Origin of the sequence: Delftia sp. DLF01 (assembly GCF_014852125.1) — a bacterium.
GTDB classification, from domain to species: Bacteria; Pseudomonadota; Gammaproteobacteria; order Burkholderiales; family Burkholderiaceae_C; genus Comamonas; species Comamonas acidovorans.
This window is the reverse complement of the sequence record NZ_JACVAZ010000002.1, coordinates 220,356-242,456: the sequence shown is the minus strand read 5'-3', so window position 1 is coordinate 242,456 and position 22,101 is coordinate 220,356. Positions and strand designations below refer to the sequence as shown.

The 22,101-nt window shown below is 65.2% G+C and carries 23 protein-coding genes; 10 read left to right on the top strand and 13 right to left on the bottom strand.

What is annotated here, in order from left to right; all coding sequences use genetic code 11:
* Positions 1-45: 45 nt before the first annotated feature.
* The 5 genes from IB269_RS09475 to IB269_RS09455 all read right to left on the bottom strand — a co-directional run bounded on the left by IB269_RS09475 (position 46) and on the right by IB269_RS09455 (position 5,176).
* Positions 46-396: an I78 family peptidase inhibitor gene (locus IB269_RS09475; protein ID WP_192367035.1), complete on the bottom strand. Its 351-nt coding sequence runs from the start codon at positions 394-396 to the stop codon at positions 46-48.
* A gap of 151 nt (positions 397-547) precedes the next feature.
* The gene (locus IB269_RS09470) at positions 548-2,089 is read right to left on the bottom strand and encodes an SPOR domain-containing protein (RefSeq protein ID WP_192367034.1); all 1,542 of its coding nucleotides are present in this window, start codon (positions 2,087-2,089) and stop codon (positions 548-550) included.
* A 137-nt stretch (positions 2,090-2,226) separates the two neighbouring features.
* On the bottom strand, positions 2,227-3,543 hold the full coding sequence (fahA, locus tag IB269_RS09465; protein WP_097203242.1) for a fumarylacetoacetase: 1,317 nt from the start codon (positions 3,541-3,543) through the stop codon (positions 2,227-2,229).
* A 74-nt stretch (positions 3,544-3,617) separates the two neighbouring features.
* Positions 3,618-4,436, bottom strand: a complete 819-nt coding sequence (locus tag IB269_RS09460) for a 3-hydroxybutyrate dehydrogenase (RefSeq protein ID WP_097203241.1) — start codon at positions 4,434-4,436, stop codon at positions 3,618-3,620.
* Positions 4,433-5,176 carry a GntR family transcriptional regulator gene (locus IB269_RS09455; protein WP_043825517.1) on the bottom strand — a complete coding sequence of 248 codons (744 nt, stop codon included), beginning with the start codon at positions 5,174-5,176 and terminating at the stop codon, positions 4,433-4,435. Before IB269_RS09455 ends, IB269_RS09460 begins: the two co-directional genes overlap by 4 nt.
* A gap of 189 nt (positions 5,177-5,365) precedes the next feature.
* Here IB269_RS09455 and IB269_RS09450 point away from each other — a divergent pair, with 189 nt between their 5' ends.
* The 3 genes from IB269_RS09450 to IB269_RS09440 all read left to right on the top strand — a co-directional run bounded on the left by IB269_RS09450 (position 5,366) and on the right by IB269_RS09440 (position 10,565).
* Entirely contained in the window at positions 5,366-7,621 is a 2,256-nt protein-coding gene (locus tag IB269_RS09450; RefSeq protein ID WP_192367033.1) for a hypothetical protein, read from the top strand.
* Positions 7,622-7,693: 72 nt separating this feature from the next.
* Positions 7,694-8,809: a 3-deoxy-7-phosphoheptulonate synthase gene (locus tag IB269_RS09445; RefSeq protein WP_043825515.1), complete on the top strand. Its 1,116-nt coding sequence runs from the start codon at positions 7,694-7,696 to the stop codon at positions 8,807-8,809.
* Between the two features lie 454 nt (positions 8,810-9,263).
* On the top strand, positions 9,264-10,565 hold the full coding sequence (locus IB269_RS09440; RefSeq protein ID WP_192367032.1) for an MATE family efflux transporter: 1,302 nt from the start codon (positions 9,264-9,266) through the stop codon (positions 10,563-10,565).
* 106 nt (positions 10,566-10,671) lie between these two features.
* Here the strand turns inward: IB269_RS09440 and IB269_RS09435 are convergent, their stop codons facing one another.
* Genes IB269_RS09435 through IB269_RS09425 form a run of 3 tightly spaced genes read right to left on the bottom strand, consistent with a single transcriptional unit; the run spans position 10,672 to position 12,519 of the window.
* A complete protein-coding gene (locus IB269_RS09435) occupies positions 10,672-11,127 on the bottom strand; it encodes a PaaI family thioesterase (RefSeq protein WP_192367031.1) in 456 nt (151 codons plus the stop codon).
* Complete coding sequence (locus tag IB269_RS09430) at positions 11,120-11,587, bottom strand: MerR family DNA-binding transcriptional regulator (protein ID WP_192367030.1); 468 nt, start codon at positions 11,585-11,587, stop codon at positions 11,120-11,122. Before IB269_RS09430 ends, IB269_RS09435 begins: the two co-directional genes overlap by 8 nt.
* Before the next feature lie 29 nt (positions 11,588-11,616).
* On the bottom strand, positions 11,617-12,519 hold the full coding sequence (locus IB269_RS09425; RefSeq protein WP_192367029.1) for a LysR substrate-binding domain-containing protein: 903 nt from the start codon (positions 12,517-12,519) through the stop codon (positions 11,617-11,619).
* Between the two features lie 117 nt (positions 12,520-12,636).
* Here IB269_RS09425 and IB269_RS09420 point away from each other — a divergent pair, with 117 nt between their 5' ends.
* Together IB269_RS09420 and IB269_RS09415 are read left to right on the top strand one after the other, a co-directional pair.
* Complete coding sequence (locus IB269_RS09420; protein ID WP_192367523.1) at positions 12,637-13,260, top strand: glutathione S-transferase family protein; 624 nt, start codon at positions 12,637-12,639, stop codon at positions 13,258-13,260.
* Between the two features lie 20 nt (positions 13,261-13,280).
* Entirely contained in the window at positions 13,281-14,318 is a 1,038-nt protein-coding gene (locus IB269_RS09415; RefSeq protein WP_192367028.1) for an LLM class oxidoreductase, read from the top strand.
* 63 nt (positions 14,319-14,381) lie between these two features.
* Here the strand turns inward: IB269_RS09415 and IB269_RS09410 are convergent, their stop codons facing one another.
* The gene (locus IB269_RS09410) at positions 14,382-15,164 is read right to left on the bottom strand and encodes an SDR family NAD(P)-dependent oxidoreductase (RefSeq protein ID WP_192367027.1); all 783 of its coding nucleotides are present in this window, start codon (positions 15,162-15,164) and stop codon (positions 14,382-14,384) included.
* 66 nt (positions 15,165-15,230) lie between these two features.
* Between IB269_RS09410 and IB269_RS09405 the strand changes: the two genes are divergently transcribed.
* On the top strand, positions 15,231-16,166 hold the full coding sequence (locus IB269_RS09405; RefSeq protein ID WP_192367026.1) for a LysR family transcriptional regulator: 936 nt from the start codon (positions 15,231-15,233) through the stop codon (positions 16,164-16,166).
* Positions 16,167-16,216: 50 nt separating this feature from the next.
* On the opposite strand, the gene hchA is transcribed toward IB269_RS09405, so the two are convergent.
* From hchA to IB269_RS09390, 3 genes are all read right to left on the bottom strand, one after another.
* A complete protein-coding gene (gene hchA, locus IB269_RS09400; protein ID WP_192367025.1) occupies positions 16,217-17,065 on the bottom strand; it encodes a glyoxalase III HchA in 849 nt (282 codons plus the stop codon).
* A gap of 257 nt (positions 17,066-17,322) precedes the next feature.
* Positions 17,323-17,487: a hypothetical protein gene (locus tag IB269_RS09395; RefSeq protein ID WP_192367024.1), complete on the bottom strand. Its 165-nt coding sequence runs from the start codon at positions 17,485-17,487 to the stop codon at positions 17,323-17,325.
* A 453-nt stretch (positions 17,488-17,940) separates the two neighbouring features.
* Positions 17,941-18,585, bottom strand: coding sequence for a hypothetical protein (locus tag IB269_RS09390; protein ID WP_225614070.1), 645 nt, complete (start codon positions 18,583-18,585; stop codon positions 17,941-17,943).
* A gap of 311 nt (positions 18,586-18,896) precedes the next feature.
* On the opposite strand from IB269_RS09390, the gene IB269_RS09385 reads away from it, so the two are divergent.
* From IB269_RS09385 to IB269_RS09370, 4 genes are all read left to right on the top strand, one after another.
* Positions 18,897-19,298: a hypothetical protein gene (locus IB269_RS09385; protein WP_192367022.1), complete on the top strand. Its 402-nt coding sequence runs from the start codon at positions 18,897-18,899 to the stop codon at positions 19,296-19,298.
* A 25-nt stretch (positions 19,299-19,323) separates the two neighbouring features.
* Positions 19,324-19,638, top strand: a complete 315-nt coding sequence (locus IB269_RS09380) for an ArsR/SmtB family transcription factor (RefSeq protein WP_192367021.1) — start codon at positions 19,324-19,326, stop codon at positions 19,636-19,638.
* Positions 19,635-19,991: an SRPBCC family protein gene (locus IB269_RS09375; RefSeq protein WP_192367020.1), complete on the top strand. Its 357-nt coding sequence runs from the start codon at positions 19,635-19,637 to the stop codon at positions 19,989-19,991. Before IB269_RS09380 ends, IB269_RS09375 begins: the two co-directional genes overlap by 4 nt.
* A 73-nt stretch (positions 19,992-20,064) precedes the next feature.
* Entirely contained in the window at positions 20,065-20,670 is a 606-nt protein-coding gene (locus IB269_RS09370; protein ID WP_013803771.1) for an ATP-dependent Clp protease proteolytic subunit, read from the top strand.
* Between the two features lie 359 nt (positions 20,671-21,029).
* Here IB269_RS09370 and IB269_RS09365 read toward each other — a convergent pair whose 3' ends face one another.
* A complete protein-coding gene (locus IB269_RS09365; protein WP_192367019.1) occupies positions 21,030-22,004 on the bottom strand; it encodes a DNA/RNA non-specific endonuclease in 975 nt (324 codons plus the stop codon).
* Positions 22,005-22,101: the final 97 nt, after the last annotated feature.

The window sequence follows — 22,101 nt, the reverse complement described above, 5'->3', positions numbered from 1 at the left end:
CGGCGTCCTTTTTTCGTCCAGCGCCACCGCGCAATCGGTCGGCGATCAGCCGCAGCGCACGGCCACGATGCGGCCTGTGCCGTCGACCACCAGGTTCAGGCGTTCCTGGTTGAACTCCATGGTGGTCGGCTGGCCTTCGCGCAGCACGCGGGCCATGTAGGCGCCCGTCTGCTTGCGGGCGGCCTCCAGCGTGGCCGAGGTATTGCTCTTGCCCACGAAGGACTGCGCCGATGCCGCATTGCAGACCTGCACGGGGCGCGGGGCCGGTTGCGCCCCACCGCCGCCGCTGCCACCAAAAGGATTGCTCATGCCGGCGCAGCCTGCCACCAGGGTGGTGGCGCCCAGCAGGGCCAGGGCGGCAAGGCGGCGTTGGAGGGCGGGGGCGGTCATCGGCATGGTCTGTCTCCTCGATTCATGGGGTGTTGCTGCGCAGTATCAGGGCAGGCGCGGGCGCGCTGCCTCGGACAATGCCGCATACCTTAGCCGGGCTGAGCCGGGCCAAGGCGAAGCCGAAGGCATGCGGAAGTAACAGGTGGCAGCAAAGGCTTCAGCGCCGCGCGCTGCGGCCTTCCGCGGGGGCGTGGTGGAAGACCGTGGCCTCCATGCCCATGGCGCGTATCTTGGCGGCCGCCTGATCGGCGCTGCGCTGCTTGGCAAAGGGGCCCGAGCGCACGCGCACGATCTCGCCCTTGTTGCTGTGCAGGGTCTGGCTGAGCGTGGGCAGCTTGGCTTTCTCCAGCCGCTCCACCACGCGCCCGGCATTGCCAGCTTCAGAGAACACGCCGATGTTGATGTAGTAGTTGCCCGGCTCCAGAGCCGCCGAGGCGGCCTTGGTAGGTGCCGGGGCCTTTGCGACGGGTTCGGCGGGCTTGGCTGGTTTGGTTTCAGCCGCCACCTTGGAGGGCTTGGCGGGCGTTGGCGCAGGCGTAGGTGCAGGTGCTTTGGTTGGCACCAACGCGGCCTTGACGGGAATGGCTGCTGCTGCAGTGGCCGCGACGGCACCCGCAGCGCCGGCCGCTGCCACGACGGGCATGGGTTCGACCGTGCCGGAGACGGTGCTGCCGGCGGCGGGCAAGGGCGCTTGCGGATCAGGGCGCGCCTCGGTCTGGGTGACCGGCTCTTGCGGCTGGGGTATGGGGGCGGGTGTGGGCGCCGGTTCCGTCCTTGGCGTTTCAACGGCAGCTACGGCTGCGGCGGGCGTTGGCGCCACGGCTGGTGCAGCTGGCGAAACTGGTGCAGCGGCCGGTATGGCTTCGGACGGGATCACCTCGGTCTGTGCCGCCATGAAATGTGGCATGCCCGACATCGCCCAGATGCCTGCACCGGCAGCGGCGGCAAGCACCGCACCGGCCGCCACGGCCAGGCGCTTGCGCAGGGGCGTGGCCGCGCGGCGGGCCAGGCGTTCGTGCGCTGCGGCCATGTTGGGGGCCTCGCCAATGGCTTGCAGCGTGTGGCGGCGCACATGGTGCCAGTACAGGGCATTGGCGCCCAGGCCGGGAACGGCAATGGCCAGCAGGATCAGCGTGGCATCGATGCCGTGGGCAATCGCCGGGGGCAGGCCCAGCGCGGGGCGCAGCAGCAGGCCCCAGACCAGGCCCGTGCCGCCGGCGGCCAGCGCATAGAGGCCGCCCTCTTGCCACAGCCCGCGCAGCCCGCACCAGGGCAGGGTGAACAGGCCTGCGGCCAGGTTCCAGGTAGGCAAGGGCTTGCCCAGCGCGTCGAAGCGCTCGAACAGGCGCAGGTAGTAGTCGCGTGAGGGCTCGCCAATCAGGCTGGCGTACAGGCCCGGCATCAGGCCGGTGCCCTGTCCGCCCGTGAAGCTGGTGACGCCGGCATGTGCGCCGGCGCCTGCCCGCTCGTTGGGGGCAGCGGCGTCATCGCCGTGCTGCAGCGCATAGGCTGCGGCAGCGAAGGCGCTGGCTATCGAGGGCGGCAGTTTGCTGGGGCTCTTGGGAGAGTCGGCCGTGTCGGGCCTGCTGGCACTGCCGGGCTCGGCAAAGGCGGGCTCCTGCCGAGCAGGGGCCGCCTGCCTTCCGAAGTCGATGGTGGCGGGAGGTGCTGAGATGGCGTCTTCCGATGGGGCGGGCATGTCAGCAATTGTGTCATGCACTCATGGCTGTCGGAATCACGACATTCGGGCGGATCGATCGGGTGAATCAATCGGTCAGATCCATCGCGCAGATCAATCGGGCCGCTCCATCGGCCCCGATCGATCTGCCGTTGCCATCAGGCCTGGCGCGCGGGCAGCACGGTGGCGCGGCACTCGCCGAAGCCGATGCGCGCGGCGCCTGGCTTCTCGCACCAGCCGCGCAGGATCACGGCATCGCCATCCTGCAGGAAGGTGCGGCTCTCGCCATTGGCCAGGGCCACGGGCTTCTTGCCGCCTTCGGTCAGCTCCAGCAGCGCACCGGCCTCGCTGGAGGTGGGGCCGGACAGCGTGCCCGTGCCCAGCAGGTCGCCGGGCTGCAGGTCGCAGCCGTTGACGCTGTGGTGGGCCACCAGCTGGGCCATGGTCCAGTAGGCGTGTCGGTAGCTGGTGTGGGTGATCTGCTGCGCAGCCTGACCTTCGGCGCGCATGCGGCCGGTCTCCAGCGCCACGCTCAATTGCACGTCGAACGCGCCGCGCTCGGAGTTGGCGGCCGAGCTCAGGTAGGGCAGGGGCTGGGGATCTGCGGCGGGCCGCGTGAACGCCGTGCGGTAGGGCTCCAGCGCCTCCAGCGTCACTATCCAGGGCGAGACCGTGGTGGCGAAGTTCTTCGACAGGAAGGGGCCCAGCGGCTGGTATTCCCAGGCCTGGATGTCGCGCGCCGACCAGTCGTTGAGCAGGCACAGGCCGAAGATGTGGTTCTCTGCCTCGTCCATGGAAATCGCCTCGCCCCAGGCGTTGCCGGCGCCGGTGTAGATGCCCATCTCCAGCTCATAGTCCAGGCGTGCGCAGGGCTTGAGCGCGGGTGCGGCGGCGTCGGGCGCCTTCAGCTGGCCCATGGGGCGGCGGAAGTCCACGCCGGACACGCGCAGGCTGGACGCACGGCCGTGGTAGCCAATCGGCACCCACTTGTAGTTTTCCATCAGCGGGTTGTCCGGGCGGAACAGCTTGCCGACGTTGGTGGCGTGGTGCACCGAGGTGTAGAAGTCCGTGTAGTCGCCGACCTGGGCCGGCACCGTGTATTCCACGTCGGACTGGGCCACCAGGCAATCCTGCAGTGCCGCCTGTGCGGCAGCGCCTTCGCGCAGCGCGCGCGACAGCGCCAGGCGCAGGGCCGACCAGGCGGCCGGTCCCATGGCCATGAAGCCGTTCAGGTGCTGTTGCGAAGCGGCTTCCAGCTGCGGCTGCACGGCATCGCCCAGCGCCTTGAGGGCGCTTGCGCGCGCCAGGTCCAGCACCTGGTCGCCAATGGCCACGCCGCCGCGCCAGGCCTCCTGGCTGCCTGCGCGGCGGAACACCGCAAACGGCAGGTTCTGGATAGGGAAGTCGCTGGCGCCGGTGTTGGCCGAGGCCACCCAGCTGCGCAAGCCTGCGTCATGGGTTTCGTTCAAGGACATCTGTCTCTCCTGGTTGGGTTTGTCTGTCGTTGGTATGAAAAGGGGTTTGGCGGGGCAGGGCGAGCGTGGCGGGGTCAGGCAGCGGCAAAGCCGCCGTCCATGTTCCAGTGTGCGCCGCGCACCTGGGCGGCCTGCTCGCTGGCCAGGAAACCGGCCAGCGCCGCCACCTGCTCCACGGTCACGAAGGCCTGGGAGGGCTGCTTGGCGCCCAGCAGCTGGCGCGCCGCCGCTTCGGCATCCAGCCCTTCGCGCGCTGCCAGCGCATCGATCTGCCGTTGCACCAGCGGCGTCAGCACCCAGCCGGGGCAGATGGCGTTGCAGGTCACGGGCGTGGTGGCGAACTCCAGCGCCACCGACTTGGTCAGGCCGATCAGCCCGTGCTTGCTGGCCACATAGGCCGGCTTGCGCGCCACGCCCACCAGCCCGCTGACCGAGGCGATATTGATGATGCGGCCCCAGCCGCGCTCCAGCATCTGCGGCGCGCAGGCCTGGATGGCGTGGAAGGGCGCCGACAGGTTGACGGCCAGCAGCTCGTCCCACTTGCCGGCCGGGAATTCGAGCAGCGGGCTCACATGCTGCATGCCTGCGTTGTTGACCAGGATGTCGATGGGCCCCAGCTCGGCCGCAATGCGCCGGGCCAGCGGCGCGATGGCGCTGCCGTCGCGCAGGTCCAGCCCGTAGTGGCGCACGGGCACGCCGTGGGCTTGGGCGATCTCGCGCACCAGTGCATCGGTCTCGGCCGATGCGGCGGCCTGGCCATGCAGCGCGATGGCTGCGCCCTCGCTGGCCAGATGGCGCGCCACGGCCAGGCCGATGCCGCTGGTCGAGCCGGTGATCCAGGCCACGCGGCCCGCATGCGGGCGTGAAGCGGGGAATGAGGAAGTCGGGTTCATTTCAGGAGATCCATTTCCATATGCACGTACTCGCTGAGAAAGCGCACCCGCGCCCAGTAGATCAGCAGCCCATCGGCGTTGCAGGCCCAGCGCAGCGCCTGCATCAGCGGCGTGCCCAGGGCCACGCCCAGGTGCTCGGCGGCCAGTTCGTCGGCCGGCGCCACGCTCAGGTGCTGGCGCGCCACGGCAATGCGCGAGGGGTCGCTGCTCAGGGCTACGGCCAGGGAGCTGCGCTCCAGCTGGGCCTCGATCTCGGGGAACAGTTGCTGCTCCAGGTACAGCTGCGACAGGCAGAACCGCGCCGCGTCATGGTCGTACACGCGCAGCAGGTGCACGTAGGCGGGGGCCATGCGGCCCACGTCGGGGAAACCTTCGGGAATCGGCGGCAGGCAGTCGCGCCCGGTGTGCAGGGTGATCTGGCCGATGTGGGCGCCAAAGGCCACCAGCTCCTTCCAGCTGGTGGGCAGCAGGAAGGACGGCGGCTTGTAGGGCGCCGCGATCACCCGGGTGCCGCCGCGCTTGCGCGTGAGCAGCAGGCCCTCGGCCACCAGGGCGCCCAGCGCCATGCGCACCGTGGTGCGCGACACGCCATGCAGCGCCTCCAGCTCCTGCACCGTGGGAATGGCGCTGCCTACGGGCCAGGCGCCCGTGGACACCTTGCTGCGGAACAGCCGCGCCAGCTGCAGGTGCAGCTTGTCCCGGCCTTGTTGAGGGGCCGACGCGGTGGAGTTGGAGGGCATGGAGGCAATAAAGTATCTATTCAGTGCTTTTATTTTCACACAAAGCGCCAGCCCTGACAGCCTGTGCTGACGCCCATCGTTGACAAATGTCTTCAATTGAGCAGGCCGAATGACTTTTAAACTGCGGCCCTTTTTCGGTTTTTCGTTTTCGTTTTTTGAATGTTGGCCAGAGCGGCCGTTGGGTATTTCATGCAGCAGCAACATGCTTGGGAGTTTTTTCGCGCCGGTGGAGTGGACCAGGTGGTCATCCGCACCGGGCAGGACATTGCGCACATCGGCGAGCTGGACCAGAAGCTGTGGGTGGCCCTGGCCTGCCCCACGCGCGGCATCGAGTTCGACAGCGACACGCTGGACCTGATCGACGAAGACAAGGACGGCCGCATCCGCCCGCCCGAACTGATCGCCGCCTGCCAATGGGCCGTGGCGCGCGTGCGTGATCCCCAGGTGCTGGCCGATGGCGGCGACGTGCTGCAACTGTCCAGCCTGGAGCGCGACAGCGAGCAGGGCGCCCTGCTGCATGCCGAGGCCGAGCGCATGCTGGCCCTATCCGGCCAGGCCGGCGGCGCCGCGCTGAGCCTGGCCCAGGTGCGCGAGCGCCTGGCCTCCCTGGCGGCCATGCGCTTCAATGGCGACGGCATCGTCAGCCCCGCCACCGCCGGGGACGACAAGGCGCTGGCCGCGCTGGTCGAGCGCATCGGCAAGGCCTACGGCACGGCGGCGGGCGCCGATGGCGTGGCCGGCATCGCACGCAAGCAGGCCGAGTCCTTCTATGCTGACCTGCGTTCCCTGCGCGACTGGCATGCAGGCGCCGAGGCCCTGGGCTGCGGCATTGCCGAGCGCGACCAGGCCCTGGCCGCGGCCCGCGCCGTGGACGCGGTGCAGGCCAAGGTGGACGACTTCTTCGCACGCACGCGGCTGGCCGCCTTCGACACGCGCGCGCAGGACCCGCTCAACCCCTCCATCGAAGGCTATGCCGCCCTGGGCCGTGAGGTGCTGGACAGCGGCGCCCAGGCCATTGCCGCCCTGCCGCTGGCCGCCGTGGCGGCCGACCGCGCGCTGCCGCTGGCCCAGGGCGTCAACCCCGCCTGGGCCGCCGCGCTGCAGGCCCTGCGCGAGCAGGCCGTGCAGCCCGTGCTGGGCGAAGACCTGCAGGAGATCACCGCCGCGCAGTGGGAGCAGGTCAAGGCCGCGCTGCAGCCCTGCCGCCAATGGCTGGCGGCCCGGCCCGCCACGCCGCTCGATGCCCTGTCGCAACAGGAGGTGCAGGCGCTGCTGGACGGCGGGCAGGAAGCCGCGCTGCTGGACCTCATCGCCCAGGACGAGTCCGAGAAGGAACACAGCCTGCAGGCCGTGGCGCTGGAAAAGCTCATCCGCCTGCAGCGCGACCTGCTGGTGCTGCTCAACAACTTCGTCTCGTTCAGCCTCTTTTACCGGCGCGAGGGCGCGGCCTTCCAGGCCGGCACGCTCTACCTGGATGCGCGCAGCTGCGACCTGACCGTGGAAGTGAGCGATACCGCCGCCCACGCCGCGCTGGCCGGCCGTGCCAAGACCTGCCTGGCCTACTGCGAGCTGCGGCGCGAGGGCAAGAAGAAAGCCATCGTCGCGGCCTTCACGGCGGGCGATGTGGATTTTCTCTTCGTGGGCCGCAACGGCGTGTTCTATGACCGCGCGGGCAACGACTGGGACGCCACCATCGTCAAGCTCATCGAGAACCCCACCAGCATCGGCCAGGCCTTCTTCCTGCCCTACAAGAAATTCCTGCGCATGGTGGAGGAACAGGTGGCCAAGCGCGCCTCGGCCAAGGAAGAGGGCGTGACCGCCAGCCTGGGCACGCAGGCCGGTCAGCTGGTCACGGCGCCCGGCACCGCTGCGGCCAACGCCACAGCCGCCACGGCTGCCGCCGCATCGCGCAAGACCGATGTGGGCACCGTGGCCGCCCTGGGTGTGGCGCTGGGCTCCATCAGCGCCGTGCTGGTTGGCATCTTCGGCAAGTTCATCGACCTGGGGCCCTGGATTCCCGTGGCCCTGGTCGGCCTCATCGCGGCCATCTCCGGGCCCAGCATGATGATTGCCTGGCTCAAGCTGCGCCAGCGCAGCCTGGGGCCCATCCTGGACGCCAGCGGCTGGGCCATCAACGGCCGCATGCGCATCAACCTGCCGCTGGGCCGCAGCCTGTCGCAGACCGCCAAGGTGCCGGTGGGTGCACGGCGCACGGCGGGCGACCCCTATGCGGAAGGCAACGGCCTGCGCAACACCCTGGTGGCGCTGGCCGTGGTGGCCTTGCTGGCGCTGATGGCCTGGCGCCTGCACTGGGTCGATGGCCTGCTGCCCGCCGGCTGGCAGTACGGCGCGGCACCGGCCGCTGTGCCGGCTGCGCCAGAGTCCGCACCTGCGCCTGCGCCAGCAGCGGCACCAGCACCGGCACCGGCAGCGGCGGCTCAGTAAGTCGATGCCAAGGGGCGGGCAAGCCCCTTGCCCCGCCCCGGTCGGGAAACCTCAAGGCGCGACAATAGCGCCATGACCACCCCCACCCACGTACAACGCAGTGCCGTGCCCCTGAGCACGCACGACACCACCCGCATCGACGACCTGCGCATCAAGGCCGTGCGCCCCCTGATCACCCCGGCCCTGCTGCAGGAATGGCTGCCCGCGCCCGAAGCCGCGCAGCAACTGGTGGAAACCAGCCGCGCCGCCATCTCGGACGTGCTGCAGGGCCGGGACGACCGGCTCATCGTCGTCGTCGGACCCTGCTCCATCCACGACCACGACCAGGCCATGGACTATGCGCGCCAGCTCAAGGCCCAGGCCGACGCCCTGGCCGGCGAGCTGCTCGTGGTCATGCGCGTCTACTTCGAGAAGCCCCGTACCACCGTGGGCTGGAAGGGCTACATCAACGACCCGCACCTGGACGGCAGCTTCGCCATCAACGAAGGCCTGGAAATGGCCCGCGCCCTGCTGCTGGACGTGCTGGCCCTGGGCCTGCCCGTGGGCACGGAATTCCTGGACCTGCTGTCGCCGCAATTCATCAGCGACCTGGTCAGCTGGGGCGCCATCGGCGCGCGCACCACGGAAAGCCAGAGCCACCGCCAGCTGGCCAGCGGCCTGTCCTGCCCCGTGGGCTTCAAGAACGGCACGGACGGCGGCGTCAAGGTGGCCAGCGATGCCATCCAGGCGGCCAGCGCGCCCCACGCCTTCATGGGCATGACCAAGATGGGCCAGTCCGCCATCTTCGAGACCCGCGGCAATGGCGACTGCCACGTCATCCTGCGCGGCGGCAAGCAGCCCAACTACGGCGCCGAGCATGTGCAGGCCGCCTGCGCCCTGCTGGAAGGCGCAGGCCTGCGCCCGCAGGTCATGATCGATGTCTCCCACGCCAACAGCAGCAAGCAGCACCGCCGCCAGATCGACGTGGCGGCCGACGTGGCCCAGCAGATCGCCGGTGGCGATGCCCGCATCACGGGGCTGATGATCGAAAGCCACCTGCAGGAAGGGCGGCAGGACATCGTGGACGGCCAGCCGCTGGCGCATGGCGTGTCCGTGACCGATGCCTGCATCAGCCTGGAGCAGACCGTGCCTGTGCTGGAGCAGCTGGCTGCGGCGGTGAAGGCGCGGCGGGCGAAGCTGCGGGGGTGAGTTGACTGGCCGGGTCTGTTTTGGACCCGCGTCAGGCAATGGGACAGTCCTGTCCTTCGGCAGGACTGCAATGCAATCGCCACAGCGCAGTGGCATGCATATGAGCCGCCGATGTAAAAGCAGGGTTGGCAGACTGCGAATTCAATTCAGGCGCTGGTGCAGCACAGGCTGTGCATCAAGACTTTCAGATCAGTCCGATTGCATCATGCATTTTTGCAATGAATGATTGATTAATTCATATCGGATTAAAAGATTCTTCTATTGCTGCATCCAGATGTATTTCGAGGATTGCACCAATATATTTGGTCGCCATTGTTTTGGTGGTCCATATTCCGGGACGAGAGGGGCGAAGGACAAGGGAAATGAATGGCTCTATCAAAGAAGAGCAGGATCTTCATTTCAAAGAATTCGAGTCATATATCATTGGTTTTGATTCTGCGGAGGAGGGGTAGGTATGAGGCCTGGCGATGCAACGCGGGTATTTGATCTTGCAGTTGGGCGCTCCGCCCCACCGCTTGCCTCCATGGTCACCATTTTTGCCATTAGTTTCTATAGCTCGACTCTCGTTGCCCAATTCAGCATAGCCCTTTCCTTTGCATCACTTTTCTTTGTATTGCCAGCGAGTATTGGCGCCATCTTCTTTTCGGAAATGGCTGCCAGCAAAGAGAAGAAGCAATCGGACTCACTCATCAGTTTGCTGCTTTGGCTGGTCCTCCTATACACCGGGTTTTGTTTTATTCTGGTGTATTGGCTTCCTGTTATCTCGAAAACCCTGATATCCGGTTTGCCAGAGGAACTGTTGGATGGGGCCGTATCGCAGGCAAGATTGATAATTCTGTGTATTCCATTCTTCGGAATCATCAATGTATGTAGCTGCGTTCTTGAGTCAAGATCACATACTGCCATCGTTGCAAAATTCAGAATGTGGCAGGTTTTTTTCCACGCAGCCTGTGTGATTGTTGTGCTGGTGCTGCTTGGGAAGAATGAGTGGATGAGCGATGATTCTGTCGCTCTTGCCTATCTGTTCAGTGACATCATTTTTTCCGTTGCCGCATATGCTTTGATGCAGAAATACTGTCAATTCAGATTTTCATTCAATTTTCGTGTATTGCCTGGCAGAAGAATATTTTCCGTCTTCATCCCTGGCTATGTCAATGCGTTCTTTGGGAAATATCTGCTTTATATATTGTCAATGTCTGTTGCAGGGCTGGGTGCAATGTATTCTGCAATTCAATCCCAAGCTTCTGCCATATTGCTGTTGGCAGAACTGCCTGCCATGGGAGTCTGTGCCGTTCTGGCAATGGAGATATCCAAAAATCGTGGAAAATGGGCAGTGCAATTTCAGTTCATCAAAGATTCATCGTCATTGATGATTTTTTGTGCCATTGTTCCAGTTGTTGCATTGGCTGTATTCATGATGTTCTATGAAATATCAGAAGCGAATGGTTTTCAAATTGTCGGTGAGGGATTCCTTTCCTTGGTGTGCAAAGGAACTACGGATGTGGTGTTCTTCTATGCGGCAGCAATTTCTGGCGGGCTAGGTCTTTATTGGTCATCAAGAATGATTTTTTGGACTATTTATGCAGTGATATTTTTTGCCCCAATGTCATTGGGTTTTCATGGCTCCAGTTATTCCATGATCAACTATATTTTCTCGTTTTCTTCTCTCGTGTCCTGTGTGATGTTGGTATTGCTTATTCACAATAGGCGAGAGTTTCTATCTGAAGAGAAGATTGGCTTGAAGGAAAGCTTGTAGCCGTGGTGGCCTTGGCGAGGTCGTCTGCCCTTCGACAACCTCGCAGCCCCGCAACCGCCACGACGCAGGCGCTGACATACGGGGTGGGGAGGCGGCGGGGGCGCCCTCAGGCCCGCGCTGGCCTGGGCTCCAGATTGCGCGCCGTCCCCAGCCAGGTCGCGCAATGCGTTTCATGACCATCCTCGGCCACCGCGTACAGGTCCGCCGCGCAGATGCTGAGCACGCGGCCGGCATCCACCACGCGGCCGCGCGCCCGCAGGTGGGTGCCGCGTGCGGGGGCGAAGAGCTTCACGCTGCCGTCCACCGTGGCATTGGCCCAGCCTGGCGGTAGCACAGAGCCTGCGGCTGACACCGCCGCAAAGTCGCCCAGCGCAAAGATCGCCGTGGCCTGCAACTGGCCCGGCTGAAAGCACAGGGCATCGGCAATCGGCATCTCCAGCTCGGTGGCGCCGGGCTCGGCCCGCACGAAGCGCAGGCCCAGGGTGCGCGCCATGGGCATGGCCAGCACGGCGTTCTGCAGGGCCTGGGTGGATGGGGTGAGGTGGGTGGTCGGCTCAGTCATGGCTTGTCTCCTTCGTGGTGGGTGAAGCGGCACGGCGCACGCGCGGCCAGGGCGCGGCGGGTTTGTCGGGGGTGCTGGCTGGGGTCGGTGCCGTCTGCGCCAGATCCCGCTCGGCCTGGCGGGCGCGCAGCCACTGCACATGGTCCAGGGCCTGGGCGCGCTGGGCCTGCAGCGCGGCGATCTGTTCGTCTATCTCCTGCACGCGCTGCTGCACGGCATCGGCCAGGTCACCGGGGCCGATGCGCCCCGCACGCCAGGCGCGCAGGTTCTCCGCAATGCGCGGCAGACCGAACCCCAGCGCGCGGGACATGGCGATGAACACCACCTCGCGCCGGGCCGAGCGCGGATAGTCGCGGTAGCCATTGGGCAGGCGCCGGGGCTTGAGCAGGCCCGCGCGCTCGTAGTGCCGCAGCGCGTGGATGGAGACGCCCGTGAGCTGGGCGAGTTCGGAGATCAGCATGTGCCAAGGCTAGCAAGGCTTGTGCTGGGCTAGGGTTGGGGAGGTGACAGGTTTTTTCCCGCCTCGTCGCGAATCCAGTCCAGGAACGCGCGCACTTCGGGGCGGTCGGCCGCTCCGGGCCGCGTCACCGCGTAGTAGGCAAATCTTGCGGGCCATGGCTTGTCCAGCACCTGGATGAGCCGGCCCGCCGCGATTTCTTCCTGGGCATAGGCCTGCGGCACCAGCGCCAGGCCCTGGCCAGCCTCTGCCGCACGGATCAGCAGGAAGTCATCGTCAAAGGCACTGCCGCGCTCCGCGCGCATGTCGTCGGCCACGCCATGCGCTTTCAGCCAGAGCGGCCAGTCTGCGCGGTCGCCGTCATGCAGCAGGGGGTAGCTGAGGCAATCGCCGGCCTCATGGATCACTGCCCCGTGCGCCTTCAGGAATCCTGGCGAGGCGACGGGCGTCAGAACCGGTGCCATGAGGGGGAGAACCTCCAGCCCCGGATAGTCTCCCAGCCCATGGCGCAAGGCCACGTCCACCCGGTCGCGCCGCAGGTCCACCAGTTCCGACGTGGCCTCCACGCGGATTTCAATGTCCGGGTGCAATTGTTTGAAACGCCCCAGCCGGGGCACCAGCCACGATGCCGCGAACGTGGCGACCGTGCTGACGGTCAGGCTCCGTCTTGCCTTGGCGCTTTCCAGGTCGTGCATGGCCTGGTCGATTTGAAGAAACGCTTCGCGCAGCCTGGGGAACACGCTGGCGCCTGCCTCGGTCAGCCGCATGCCAAGGCGCTCACGCTCCAGCAACACCACTCCCAGGCGGTCTTCCAGCACGCGGATCTGCTGGCTGACGGCGCCGGGCGTGACGTGCAGGGCCTGCGCCGCAGCCTTGACGCTTTTGCGCTGCCCCACTTCCACGAAAGTGCGCAGCGCCTGCAATGGGTAGGTCATTTTATTTTTAGATTTACTAAATTCATGGAGCAGAAATCATCGCTTTATATTAGACGTATATCTGTTGAGAATAAGTCTTTCCAGCGATTCCATGAATTCAGTTTATCTAAAATTAAAATGCTCCATCTCTATTCAGACAGCTCCCCCAATGGCTTCAAGGTGACCATTGCGCTTGAAGAGCTTTCGCTGCCTTACCAGCTGCACCATGTGCGCATCGATGAAGGTGAGCACCGGCAGCCGGCCTTTCTGGCGCTGAATCCCCATGGCCGCATTCCCGTGCTCACGGACAGCGAGACGGGTGTGGTGTTGTTTGAGTCAGCGGCCATTCTTCTGTACCTGGCCGACAGGAGCGGGCAGCTGCTGCCAGAGGACCTGCAGGCCCGCTGGGAGGCGATCAAATGGCTGCAATTCCATGCGTCCAGTGTCGGGCCGCTGCTGGGCCAGCGCGTGCACTTCGAGCTGTTTGCGGAAAGCCCTGTCCCTGCGGCAATCGAACGCTACCGGCGCCTGACGGAGGAGGCGTTCACGGCGCTGGACCACGCGCTGGAGGGCCGTTCCTACCTGGCGGGCGACTGCTACTCCATTGCAGACATTGCCCATTTCGGTTGGACGCACATCGCGCGAATCATCCACTTCGACTTCAGCCGGCACCGCCATCTGAGCGCATGGCATGAGCGGGTCGCGGCCCGGCCTGCGGTGCGCAAGGGCATCGCGTTGCCGGCACCGGCAACCGGCGCATGAACACGAGTCAGGTCCAGACAATGAACGCAACTCCTCTCTCCCCGCGCACGGGTGGGGCTTCCTATGCCTCGTTCTACGCACACCCTGGCTATCGGCGCATGTTTGCACCAGACCGGCTGACCGTGGGCATCTTCCTGCCGCTGCGCAGCTACAAGGGCGACATGTCGGTGCTGCGCGGGCAGGCCGATCTGGTCACCCGCATCGACCAGCATGGCTTTGCCGCCGTGTGGGTGCGCGATGTCCCCTTGTTCGATCCCTCGTTCGGAGACGCTGGGCAGGTGTTCGACCCCTTCACCTACCTGTCCTTCCTGGCTGCCCGTACCCGCAAGATCGCCTTGGCCACCGGCAGCGCCATCGTCTCCCTGCGCCATCCGATCGACCTGGCCAAGGCCGCCACAAGCATTGACCAGCTCTCCGGCGGCCGGCTGGTGATGGGCTTGGCCTCTGGCGACAGGCCGATGGAGTTTCCCGCCTACGGACTGGAACACGCGGCCCGGGCACAGCGCTTTTCCCACGCGGTTGCCTATATGCGCCAGCTCATGCAGCCTGGGCTCCTGGACATCGACTCCCCGCTGGGGCGCCTGGAAGGCGCCGAGTTTCTCCCCCAGCCCGTTGCAGGGAGCATTCCGCTGATGGTGACGGGATCGTCAGGCCAATCGCTGCCATGGATTGCAGAGCATGCAGATGGCTGGCTGACCTACCCCGGTGCCACCCATACCCCCCGGGGGCCCCAGCACCTGGCGGAAAAAATCCGTGCCTGGCGTGACCTGATCCCTGGAGGCGCGTTCCGCCCGCACATGACGAATGAGTGGATCGACCTGGTCGATGACCCCGGCCATCCCCCAACCCCGTTGCATGGGGGCTATGTCCTGCGCACCGGGCGCAAGGGACTGGTGGCATTGCTCGAACAGTGGCAGGCGGCGGGGGTGAACCACGCGGCGCTGGGCATCCAGTGGTCACAGCGCCCGCCCGCCGAGGTGCTGGAGGAACTGGCCCAGGAGGTGCTGCCGCACTTTCCCTCTCACGAAGGGCTGACTGCAGTGGCGGCTGACTGGTGAACGCAGGCCCGGGCCAGGAATGGCCGGGCCGCGGCAAGCTTGCATCCCTGAGACCGGGGGCATTCAAGCCGGCTGCGCTGCAGGCCTCATCACGCGGGCCGTGAACCGGGCCATGAACTCGCGCGTGGCAATGCGGGCGCCCAGGGCCGTCAGGTAGTTGGCGCAACCGTGCACCACCGAGGCGCGGTTGTCGTCGAAGGCTTTCAGCCCCAGGCGAACCACGTCTTCGCTGGACGCTTTTTTCCCGAAGGATGCGGCCTCGCCGGCGCGGGCGAAGAACGCCGTGTCGGTAGCGCCCGGGCACAACGCCAGCACGCGCACGCCGCGCGGCCGGTACTCGGCCCAGAGCGCTTCGCTGAACGAAAGGACAAAGGCCTTGGTCGCGGCGTAGACCGCCATGTACGGGACCGGCTGAAACGCTGCCGTGGAGGCGATGTTGATGACGCCGCCCTGGCGCTGCTCCAGTGCGGGGAGCAACAGGTGCGTCAATTCCACCAGGGCGCCCACATTCAGGTCGATGGCCTCCCGCTGCATGGCCAGCGCCAGTTCATCAAACCTGCCGTGGGTGCCGAAGCCCGCGTTGTTCACCAGCAGATCCGGCAGCAGGCCCCTGGCGCTGACGGCATCGAAGACCCGCCGGGCCGCCCCGGGTGCGGCCAGGTCCTCCACCAGGAATTCGGCGCCGGGCAATTCGTGGGCGAGCTTTTCGAGCCTGTCGCGGCTGCGCGCGATCAGCACGACTTTGGCGCCACGGCGGGCAAGTTCCCTGGCGAATACTTCACCGATGCCCATGGAGGCGCCGGTCACCAGGACGGTTTTCTGGGAGAAATCAAAAGGGGTTTTCATGCACTCGAGTATTGCGACGGGGTGCCCGGCTGGGAATGGGCAGCGCTGGTAAGCTGATTTGCATTCATGAAAAACCAACCGCCCACCACCTGGGATGACCTGCGCGTGCTCCTGGCGCTTCACCGCCACCAAAGCCTGCTTGCCGCAGGCGCTGCCCTGGGCCTGTCCACCTCCACCGTGGCGCGGCGCGTCGAGGCGCTGGAGCAATCTCTGGGCCGCGCCCTGGTTCACCGCAGCAGCGCAGGGACGACGGTCGAGTCCGATGCGATGGAACTGGTGGGACTGGCCGAGCAATTCGAACTGGGATTGGGCGGCATCAAGCGCGACGACCGGCCCGATGAGAAGGCCCATGCGCTGACCGGCACCATCCGCGTCAGCATGGGCGAGGGCTTCGTGAAGCCCGTGACCGCCGTGCTCTCGCAGTTGAGAAGCGCGCATCCCGGGCTGCATATCGAAGTGGCCGTGGAGTCGCGCTTCACGGATGTCGGGCGGCGCGAAGTGGATGTGGCGCTCCGTGTCGGGCGCTCCAGTTCGGCCGTGGTGGTGGAGAAATGGGCGGGGCAATTGACGTTTGGCCTGTACGCCTCGCACGGCTATGTCGAGCGGCGCCTGCCGGATCGCCACCTGCGCGTGCAGAACTTCGCCAGCCACGATTTCGTGGGGCAGGACCTGGCCACCGGCCGGCAGGACGCCTCCAACCTGTGGCTGGCCAGCCGGGGCGCCACCCGGTTCGTCTTTCGATCCGGCTCCGACCTGGCCCGCCAGGAGGCCACGGAGCAAGGGCAGGGCATCTGCCTGCTGCCCGACGCCATGGCCCATGCCGTGCCCGGCCTGGTGCGACTGGAGGTGGACGCGCCACTGCCTTCCTGCCCGGTGTACCTGGCCTATCACCGCGACCGCCGCAACGTGCCGGGCGTGCGGGCGGTCATTGACGCGCTGGGTATGGCGCTGGCAGACGGGCTGCAGCCGCCAGCGGAAAAGGCGCCAGGGGAACGACCCTGAGTCGAACTTCGCCTTGCTGCGGCTGACAACACGACACGGAAACGTTTACTTCAGGCCGTGACTTCCGCGAGCAAGGTTTCGGCAGCAAGCTTGCCGAGCGCATTGCCAGCCAGCGGGCTGTCGCCCGTGATGAGCTGCCTGTCCCGGTGCACCGCGCCCGAGATGCCATCGTTCACGATCTCGATTCCCAAGGCCTTGAGCCTTTCGCCGAACTTCCAGGTCAGGTGACCCGGCATGTAGCCGATGTCGGGGGTCTGCGCGTCGAGCGCGTCGGGGAAGGCACATATCTTGTAGCCCCGGTAGATGTCGCTATCGCCAACCGCGAGGAATGCGGCAGGGCCGTGGCACAGGGAGATGACGAACCGGTTGTGGGCCGCCGCCCATTCCAGCACCGCACCCACGTCACGGCTGTCGGGCAGGCCGATCAGTGCGCCATGCCCGCCAGGCACGAAGATGGCTGCATATTGCTCCAGGCCCTGCGCAAGCACAGATGACAGGCGCAACGGCTGCTTGAACTGCGGGTGGTATTTGTCGAAGAAGCCCTTGACCGTCTCGTCTTCGGAGGGCATGGCCCAGAACTCGAACTTGACGGGGTTTCCCGAAACCGTTGCCACGTCGAAGGCGAAGCCTGCCTTGTCGAGGTGGTACATGGGAAGCAAGGTTTCGACCGGATGGTTGCCGGTGGAAAAGAAGCTGCCGTTGTCGGTCAGCAGGTAGCGCTCGTCCGCGCCGATCATCAGGATCTTCTTGCTTCCTTGATAGGTTGTCGCGTAATCGGCATCCCGCAGGTCGGACTTGGGCGACGTGAACTGACTGAGCGAGTAGCGGGATGGAAAGAACGCATTGAACTCGGCTGGATCAGGTTGAGGTTGCTTGTCCTGGGTCGCTTGTTCAGCCATGGGGTACCTCTCGGGTAGGTTGCGGAAGGTCCAACGATGCTGTGGCAAAAATCCTGTGGCAGTGAGGCATTTCCGTCAATGCCGTGCAGACAAAGTCGATGCTCCGCTTGTAGCCGCTGGACAGGATGTTCGGGGGCTCCGCATCTGTTCGATGTTCCCGACCGAGCCCGTGTCGTCCGTCGTCGCAAGACTCAGAGCCAAGCCTTTATGACCGGCGTGGCCTGTGCGGCCGATGCGATGTACTGCGCCACCCAGACTCACCACGGACGCAGGTCGGCACCGGGGAAGCCCTGGACTTCAACGCGAGCGTTCTGAGCCGCGATCCACTCGCCATATTCGGCTTCGAATGCCTTGTTGCGGATGGCACGGTCCGCTTGGTCGTGCTTGGCTTGCAAGGCCATGTACTGCTCGATCGAGTGCATGGATGTGGTGGCCCAATGAATTCCTGAGGGCACATGTCAATTCAGCTTTCGGATTTCTCGATGCAACTTGCTCCGTAGCCAGTTGCTGTTACTGCAGGAATAGCGCTTGCAGGCTATGGCAGGTTCAGGCTCGGTGGCTGTCGCTCGTTGCGCATCGCTAACAGATCGCAACCAGCCTGGAACTGCTGGCCAGTCGGCTGGCGACCCGCAGCAGCCATCTGCAGAGCCTTGGTCAACGCTTGCTGTGCACCCGTACCAGGCATCGGCGCTGGTCCGAAGCAGTCGTTCAATTTGCTCGGGGACCGGTCACCGTGTTCGGGCTGCTTGCGCGAGGTCGATGTAGTGCTAGGGCTTCGAGATTCCCTCCCTTCCTGGCCAGCACAGAACATTGAATGAACAACGCTGCCATTGCAAGCAGCGTGTTTTTCCGGGCGTGACTTGCTTGACTAACGTTTACTGTTTACTCAAAGAAACTTGGTTGTCGATGCTCTTCAAGAGTTCAACGTCTACGAGCTCGTTATTCGTCAGCACTGGCGATTTCTCGCTTGATTCGATAATGGCCCCGATCAACCCAGCCGCAACTCCAGCCCCTATGCCAGCCTGTGCTGGACTCATGGCTGGCACTGTGCCCTGAGCGACATTCCTCGTGGCGATATCTCCAGCAATGTTTCCGTTCGCTTGGCGGGATCCACCTTCGACGGGCGAGAACGATCCGGGATAGAACCATAGCTTTGGCTTGGTCTGACCGGTTGCGGGTATCCAAATCCCGCCTGCGTGCTGGAGCAGGAAGTTGGGCTCCTTCCATACCCAGCTATTGACGCGCTCTACGAGTGCTGGATTCGGGCCGAGATAGTAGGTGCCAAGTCCGTTCTGATGCTTGGCGATGTATCGACCAGGCAGGAGCGCAATCTCTTCGGAGCCGCGCAGAAATCCTGGCATACCAGATGTGCCTGTCTTGAAAAGATGACGTTGAGATATGACGAACGACTTGCTTCCATCGGCCTGCGCAAGTCCTTCCATCTCAGGTGGTGAAGTTGCACAACCGACAAGGCCAACCCCTAGAACTGCAATGAAGACAAGACGAAAGCTGAAGTGCATAACAAAGGTGCCGCTAGTTGTGCGGGGAAGTTGGTTGCGAACTGGAGTCGCTGTAACGTGTCACGGTCACCGATTATCGCTTCTGGCCATCAGTGGCCGAGCGTCGACTCATCGGCCGCCATTCTCATCGCACTAAAGGCAATGTACTCATCCGTCTAAGTGGGCCTGACAGCCTCCGCGCTGCCCAACCATTTGCCCAATACTTGGTCTTGACGGAACATTCACCCCTGCCGCTCGGCCACATCCCAGCTTGCCTTCCGTTCTACGAATTCCGTAGAGACGCTCTTCTCCGATTCAACGAGCATCGCAGGATGCCTCATCATCCCGATCCTTCATCGGCTGCTTCTGCCAAGCCTCGGCTCGACGACCTCGCCATCGACGCCGTCCTGCACATGGGCGCCGCGCTGGATGTGCTGGACCTGCACGCTCGCCACAACATCACTGCCATCAATTGCGTCTGCCGGGACCTGCTGCGCATCTACTACGTGAAGGCCGATCAGGCGCAGTCGCTGGAGCCGCAGGACAAGGAATTGCTGGGCCTGCTGCACGACACGGCGGTGAATCTGGGCTATGCCATCGAGGTGGTGGACCATCTGAATGGGGATGAGGCCGACGACCCCATCCTCTATGCCGTGAGCTATCTGCTCAAGGCGGCCAAGCGGTTTGCGGATGAGGGCGTGGCGGCGGGATTGGCGTGCGGGGCTTGCGTTTGAAATAAGTGGTTGCTAAAGTGTCGCCATGCCCGAGAACGACATCTTCAAGGCCCTGGCCGACCCTACGCGCCGCTCCATCTTCGAGAAGCTGGCCGCTGGCAGCATGCATGCCAGCGCGCTGCGCGAGGGGATGGGGATCAGCCAGTCGGCCATGTCCCAGCATCTGGCGGTGCTGCGCAACGCGGGGCTGGTGAGCGAGCAGCGGCAGGGGCGCTTCATGCATTACGAGGTCGATCCCGAAGGGCTGGCGCTGATTGCGGGCTGGCTGGCGAAGTACCGCGCCTACTGGCCGCAATGCGTGGATGCCCTCAAGGGCCTGCTCAAGGACATGGACCAATGAACAAGATGAGCAATATGGACACCGACGATGCGGCCCGCGAGCTGGTGCAGGAGTACGCGCTGGACGCCCCGCCCGAGAAGGTCTGGCGCGCGCTGAGCATTCCCGAGCTGCGCGCGCAGTGGCTGCCGGGCACCGAGCATGCCGAGCCTTTGCGGCAGGTGCCGCAGCAGGAACTGCGCCTGCGGCTGCGCGAGGCGGATCCGCCCTTTCTTGAAAGCACGGTGGACCTGCAGATCAGCCCCGGCGCCGATGGCGGCACGCTGCTGCGCATCGTCCATGTGCTGACCGATGCGCGGGTGCAGCCCGCCAGGGAAGCGGCCAACGACGGCGGCTTCCTGATGTACGCGACCTGAGGGCCCGGCAACGGGGCATGCGGCGCAGGGCCGCAGCCCTTTCTTTTTCACCACCACACACAGGAGTTCGCCCATGCGCGAATCGATGATGCTCGTCCCCATGGTTGTCGAACAGTCGGCGCGCGGAGAGCGGTCCTTCGACATCTACTCGCGCCTGCTGCGCGACCGCGTGATCTTTCTCAACGGCGAGGTCAACGATGCGGTCTCTGCCCTGGTCTGCGCGCAACTGCTGTTCCTGGAGGCGGAGAACCCGGACAAGCCCATTCACCTCTACATCAACTCGCCGGGCGGGGTGATCACCAGCGGCCTGGCCATGTACGACACCATGCAGTTCATCAAGTCACCCGTGCACACGCTGTGCATGGGCACGGCGCGGTCCATGGGCTCCTTCCTGCTCATGGCCGGCGAGCCCGGACACCGCATGGCCCTGCCCAACGCCAGCCTGCACGTGCACCAGCCGCTGGGCGGCGTGCAGGGCCAGGCCTCCGACATCCGCATCCATGCCGAGGAAATGCTGCGCACCAAGGACCGCGTGACACGTCTGTACGCCCAGCACTGCGGCCGCAGCTACGAAGAGGTGGAACGCGACCTGGACCGCGACCGCTTCATGACCGCAGAAGAGGCCCGCGAATGGGGCCTGATAGACAAGGTTCTGGACCGGCGCACAGTAACCCCCTGAGCCACAGCGCCAGCGAGCGGCTGCCTTTCTCCCCACTCCCGTATGTCCGCGCCTGCGGCGTGGCGGTTGCGGGGTTGCAAGCCTGCCGAAGGACAGGCTTGCTTTGTGATCTGACTCGCCGTGATGTCTGAACGTAGCGCGCAGCGCGAAGTGAGTTTCACGGCGAACCCCGCAACCGCCACGACGCAGGTTGCCCCGTAGCGAAGCGAAGGGGTCGCGGACATTCGGGTCGTCTTTCTTTGGCCTACGTTTCTTTGACGAATCAAAGAAAGGTAGGTCGGCCGCCGGGCCGAGACCCGGCCTCGAAAAACAACCCCCCGGCAGGGGCAAGAAACAGCCCCCTGGCCCACGCCAGAAGGCTAACCCCGCCCCCTCATCACCCCAGCCAACAACGGCATCCCCGTCCTCCGAGTGAACTCCTCATAACTGATCGGCGCACTCATCCGCGTATCCGGACTGTTGGCCTGCCAGTGCGCCCAGGCACGCCCCGTGCTCGCGTCGTAGACCAGCTTGAAAATGTGGCTGGGCACATGGACCTTGCCCGGCCCGATGGTGAGCGGCTGGCCGTCGAACACCGGCCCGGTGAACACATAGACATCGCCCTGGGCGCGCTGGGCGTAGCGGCGCGTGTCCTGCTCGACCTTGCTCCAGACGCCGCCGTTGTGGGTCTGGTCCTGCGGAACCATGTTGGCCAGGCTGAAGCTCTGGGCCATGGCCTCGGGCGAGTACATGTCGCCGGCCGGCGCCATGTGTCCGCGCGAGTAGCCGGAGCGGCGGTAGTCGTCCAGTTCGGCGCGCTCGGCGCGGGGCAGGCGGGCATCGGCATAGAACTTGTCGCTGCGCTTGAGGCCCTGGCCCTGGTCCAGCAGTTTGCGGTTCAGGCGCTCCACCACGAAGACGGGCGTCTTGGTCTGGCCGCTGTGCAGCACGGCAAAGGCGCTGAAGCACAGCTCGCGCTGCTGGGGCTGGATCTGCAGGGCCGGGGGCTCGCCACCGGGGAAGAAGTCGCGGCAGTGCGAAAAGCCCGTGGCCATGCTGCCGGCTGGCGGGCTGCCGCCACCGGAGGCCGTGCCCGAACCTGTCTCCGGCTGCTTGCGCAGGTGCTCCAGCCCCGGGATGGGCAGGGTGGACAGGAAAGGCGGCTCGGGAAGCTTGGGGTGCCAGTTCGGGTCCAGGCTGCAACTGGCGATCTGGAAGGTGCCCGCTGCCGCCACAAGGGCGGCGAGCATGGAGCGCCACAGTCCGCTGCGGCCGCTGCGGCCGGAGGCTTTCTTCTTGGAGGCGGGGGAGGAACTGCGCTTGCGCGCGGAAGGCTTCTTGTTCTTGACAGTCATTCGGGGGCGGCAGGCGCTGGCCGCTGGGAGGCAAGTCCGCGATGGCGCGGGTTCTGATTCGGGTCCTAGGAATTCTCCTATGTTTCCAGGCCCCCAA

Excerpts from the sequence above, each read along its gene's own strand:
- IB269_RS09475 (WP_192367035.1), bottom strand. The coding sequence starts at position 396 with ATGCCGATGACCGCCCCCGCCCTCCAACGCCGCCTTGCCGCCCTGGCC.
- IB269_RS09470 (WP_192367034.1), bottom strand. The coding sequence starts at position 2,089 with ATGCCCGCCCCATCGGAAGACGCCATCTCAGCACCTCCCGCCACCATC.
- fahA (WP_097203242.1), bottom strand. The coding sequence starts at position 3,543 with ATGTCCTTGAACGAAACCCATGACGCAGGCTTGCGCAGCTGGGTGGCC.
- IB269_RS09460 (WP_097203241.1), bottom strand. The coding sequence starts at position 4,436 with ATGAACCCGACTTCCTCATTCCCCGCTTCACGCCCGCATGCGGGCCGC.
- IB269_RS09455 (WP_043825517.1), bottom strand. The coding sequence starts at position 5,176 with ATGCCCTCCAACTCCACCGCGTCGGCCCCTCAACAAGGCCGGGACAAG.
- IB269_RS09450 (WP_192367033.1), top strand. The coding sequence starts at position 5,366 with ATGCAGCAGCAACATGCTTGGGAGTTTTTTCGCGCCGGTGGAGTGGAC.
- IB269_RS09445 (WP_043825515.1), top strand. The coding sequence starts at position 7,694 with ATGACCACCCCCACCCACGTACAACGCAGTGCCGTGCCCCTGAGCACG.
- IB269_RS09440 (WP_192367032.1), top strand. The coding sequence starts at position 9,264 with ATGAGGCCTGGCGATGCAACGCGGGTATTTGATCTTGCAGTTGGGCGC.
- IB269_RS09435 (WP_192367031.1), bottom strand. The coding sequence starts at position 11,127 with ATGACTGAGCCGACCACCCACCTCACCCCATCCACCCAGGCCCTGCAG.
- IB269_RS09430 (WP_192367030.1), bottom strand. The coding sequence starts at position 11,587 with ATGCTGATCTCCGAACTCGCCCAGCTCACGGGCGTCTCCATCCACGCG.
- IB269_RS09425 (WP_192367029.1), bottom strand. The coding sequence starts at position 12,519 with ATGACCTACCCATTGCAGGCGCTGCGCACTTTCGTGGAAGTGGGGCAG.
- IB269_RS09420 (WP_192367523.1), top strand. The coding sequence starts at position 12,637 with ATGCTCCATCTCTATTCAGACAGCTCCCCCAATGGCTTCAAGGTGACC.
- IB269_RS09415 (WP_192367028.1), top strand. The coding sequence starts at position 13,281 with ATGAACGCAACTCCTCTCTCCCCGCGCACGGGTGGGGCTTCCTATGCC.
- IB269_RS09410 (WP_192367027.1), bottom strand. The coding sequence starts at position 15,164 with ATGAAAACCCCTTTTGATTTCTCCCAGAAAACCGTCCTGGTGACCGGC.
- IB269_RS09405 (WP_192367026.1), top strand. The coding sequence starts at position 15,231 with ATGAAAAACCAACCGCCCACCACCTGGGATGACCTGCGCGTGCTCCTG.
- hchA (WP_192367025.1), bottom strand. The coding sequence starts at position 17,065 with ATGGCTGAACAAGCGACCCAGGACAAGCAACCTCAACCTGATCCAGCC.
- IB269_RS09395 (WP_192367024.1), bottom strand. The coding sequence starts at position 17,487 with ATGCACTCGATCGAGCAGTACATGGCCTTGCAAGCCAAGCACGACCAA.
- IB269_RS09390 (WP_225614070.1), bottom strand. The coding sequence starts at position 18,585 with ATGCACTTCAGCTTTCGTCTTGTCTTCATTGCAGTTCTAGGGGTTGGC.
- IB269_RS09385 (WP_192367022.1), top strand. The coding sequence starts at position 18,897 with ATGCCTCATCATCCCGATCCTTCATCGGCTGCTTCTGCCAAGCCTCGG.
- IB269_RS09380 (WP_192367021.1), top strand. The coding sequence starts at position 19,324 with ATGCCCGAGAACGACATCTTCAAGGCCCTGGCCGACCCTACGCGCCGC.
- IB269_RS09375 (WP_192367020.1), top strand. The coding sequence starts at position 19,635 with ATGAACAAGATGAGCAATATGGACACCGACGATGCGGCCCGCGAGCTG.
- IB269_RS09370 (WP_013803771.1), top strand. The coding sequence starts at position 20,065 with ATGCGCGAATCGATGATGCTCGTCCCCATGGTTGTCGAACAGTCGGCG.
- IB269_RS09365 (WP_192367019.1), bottom strand. The coding sequence starts at position 22,004 with ATGACTGTCAAGAACAAGAAGCCTTCCGCGCGCAAGCGCAGTTCCTCC.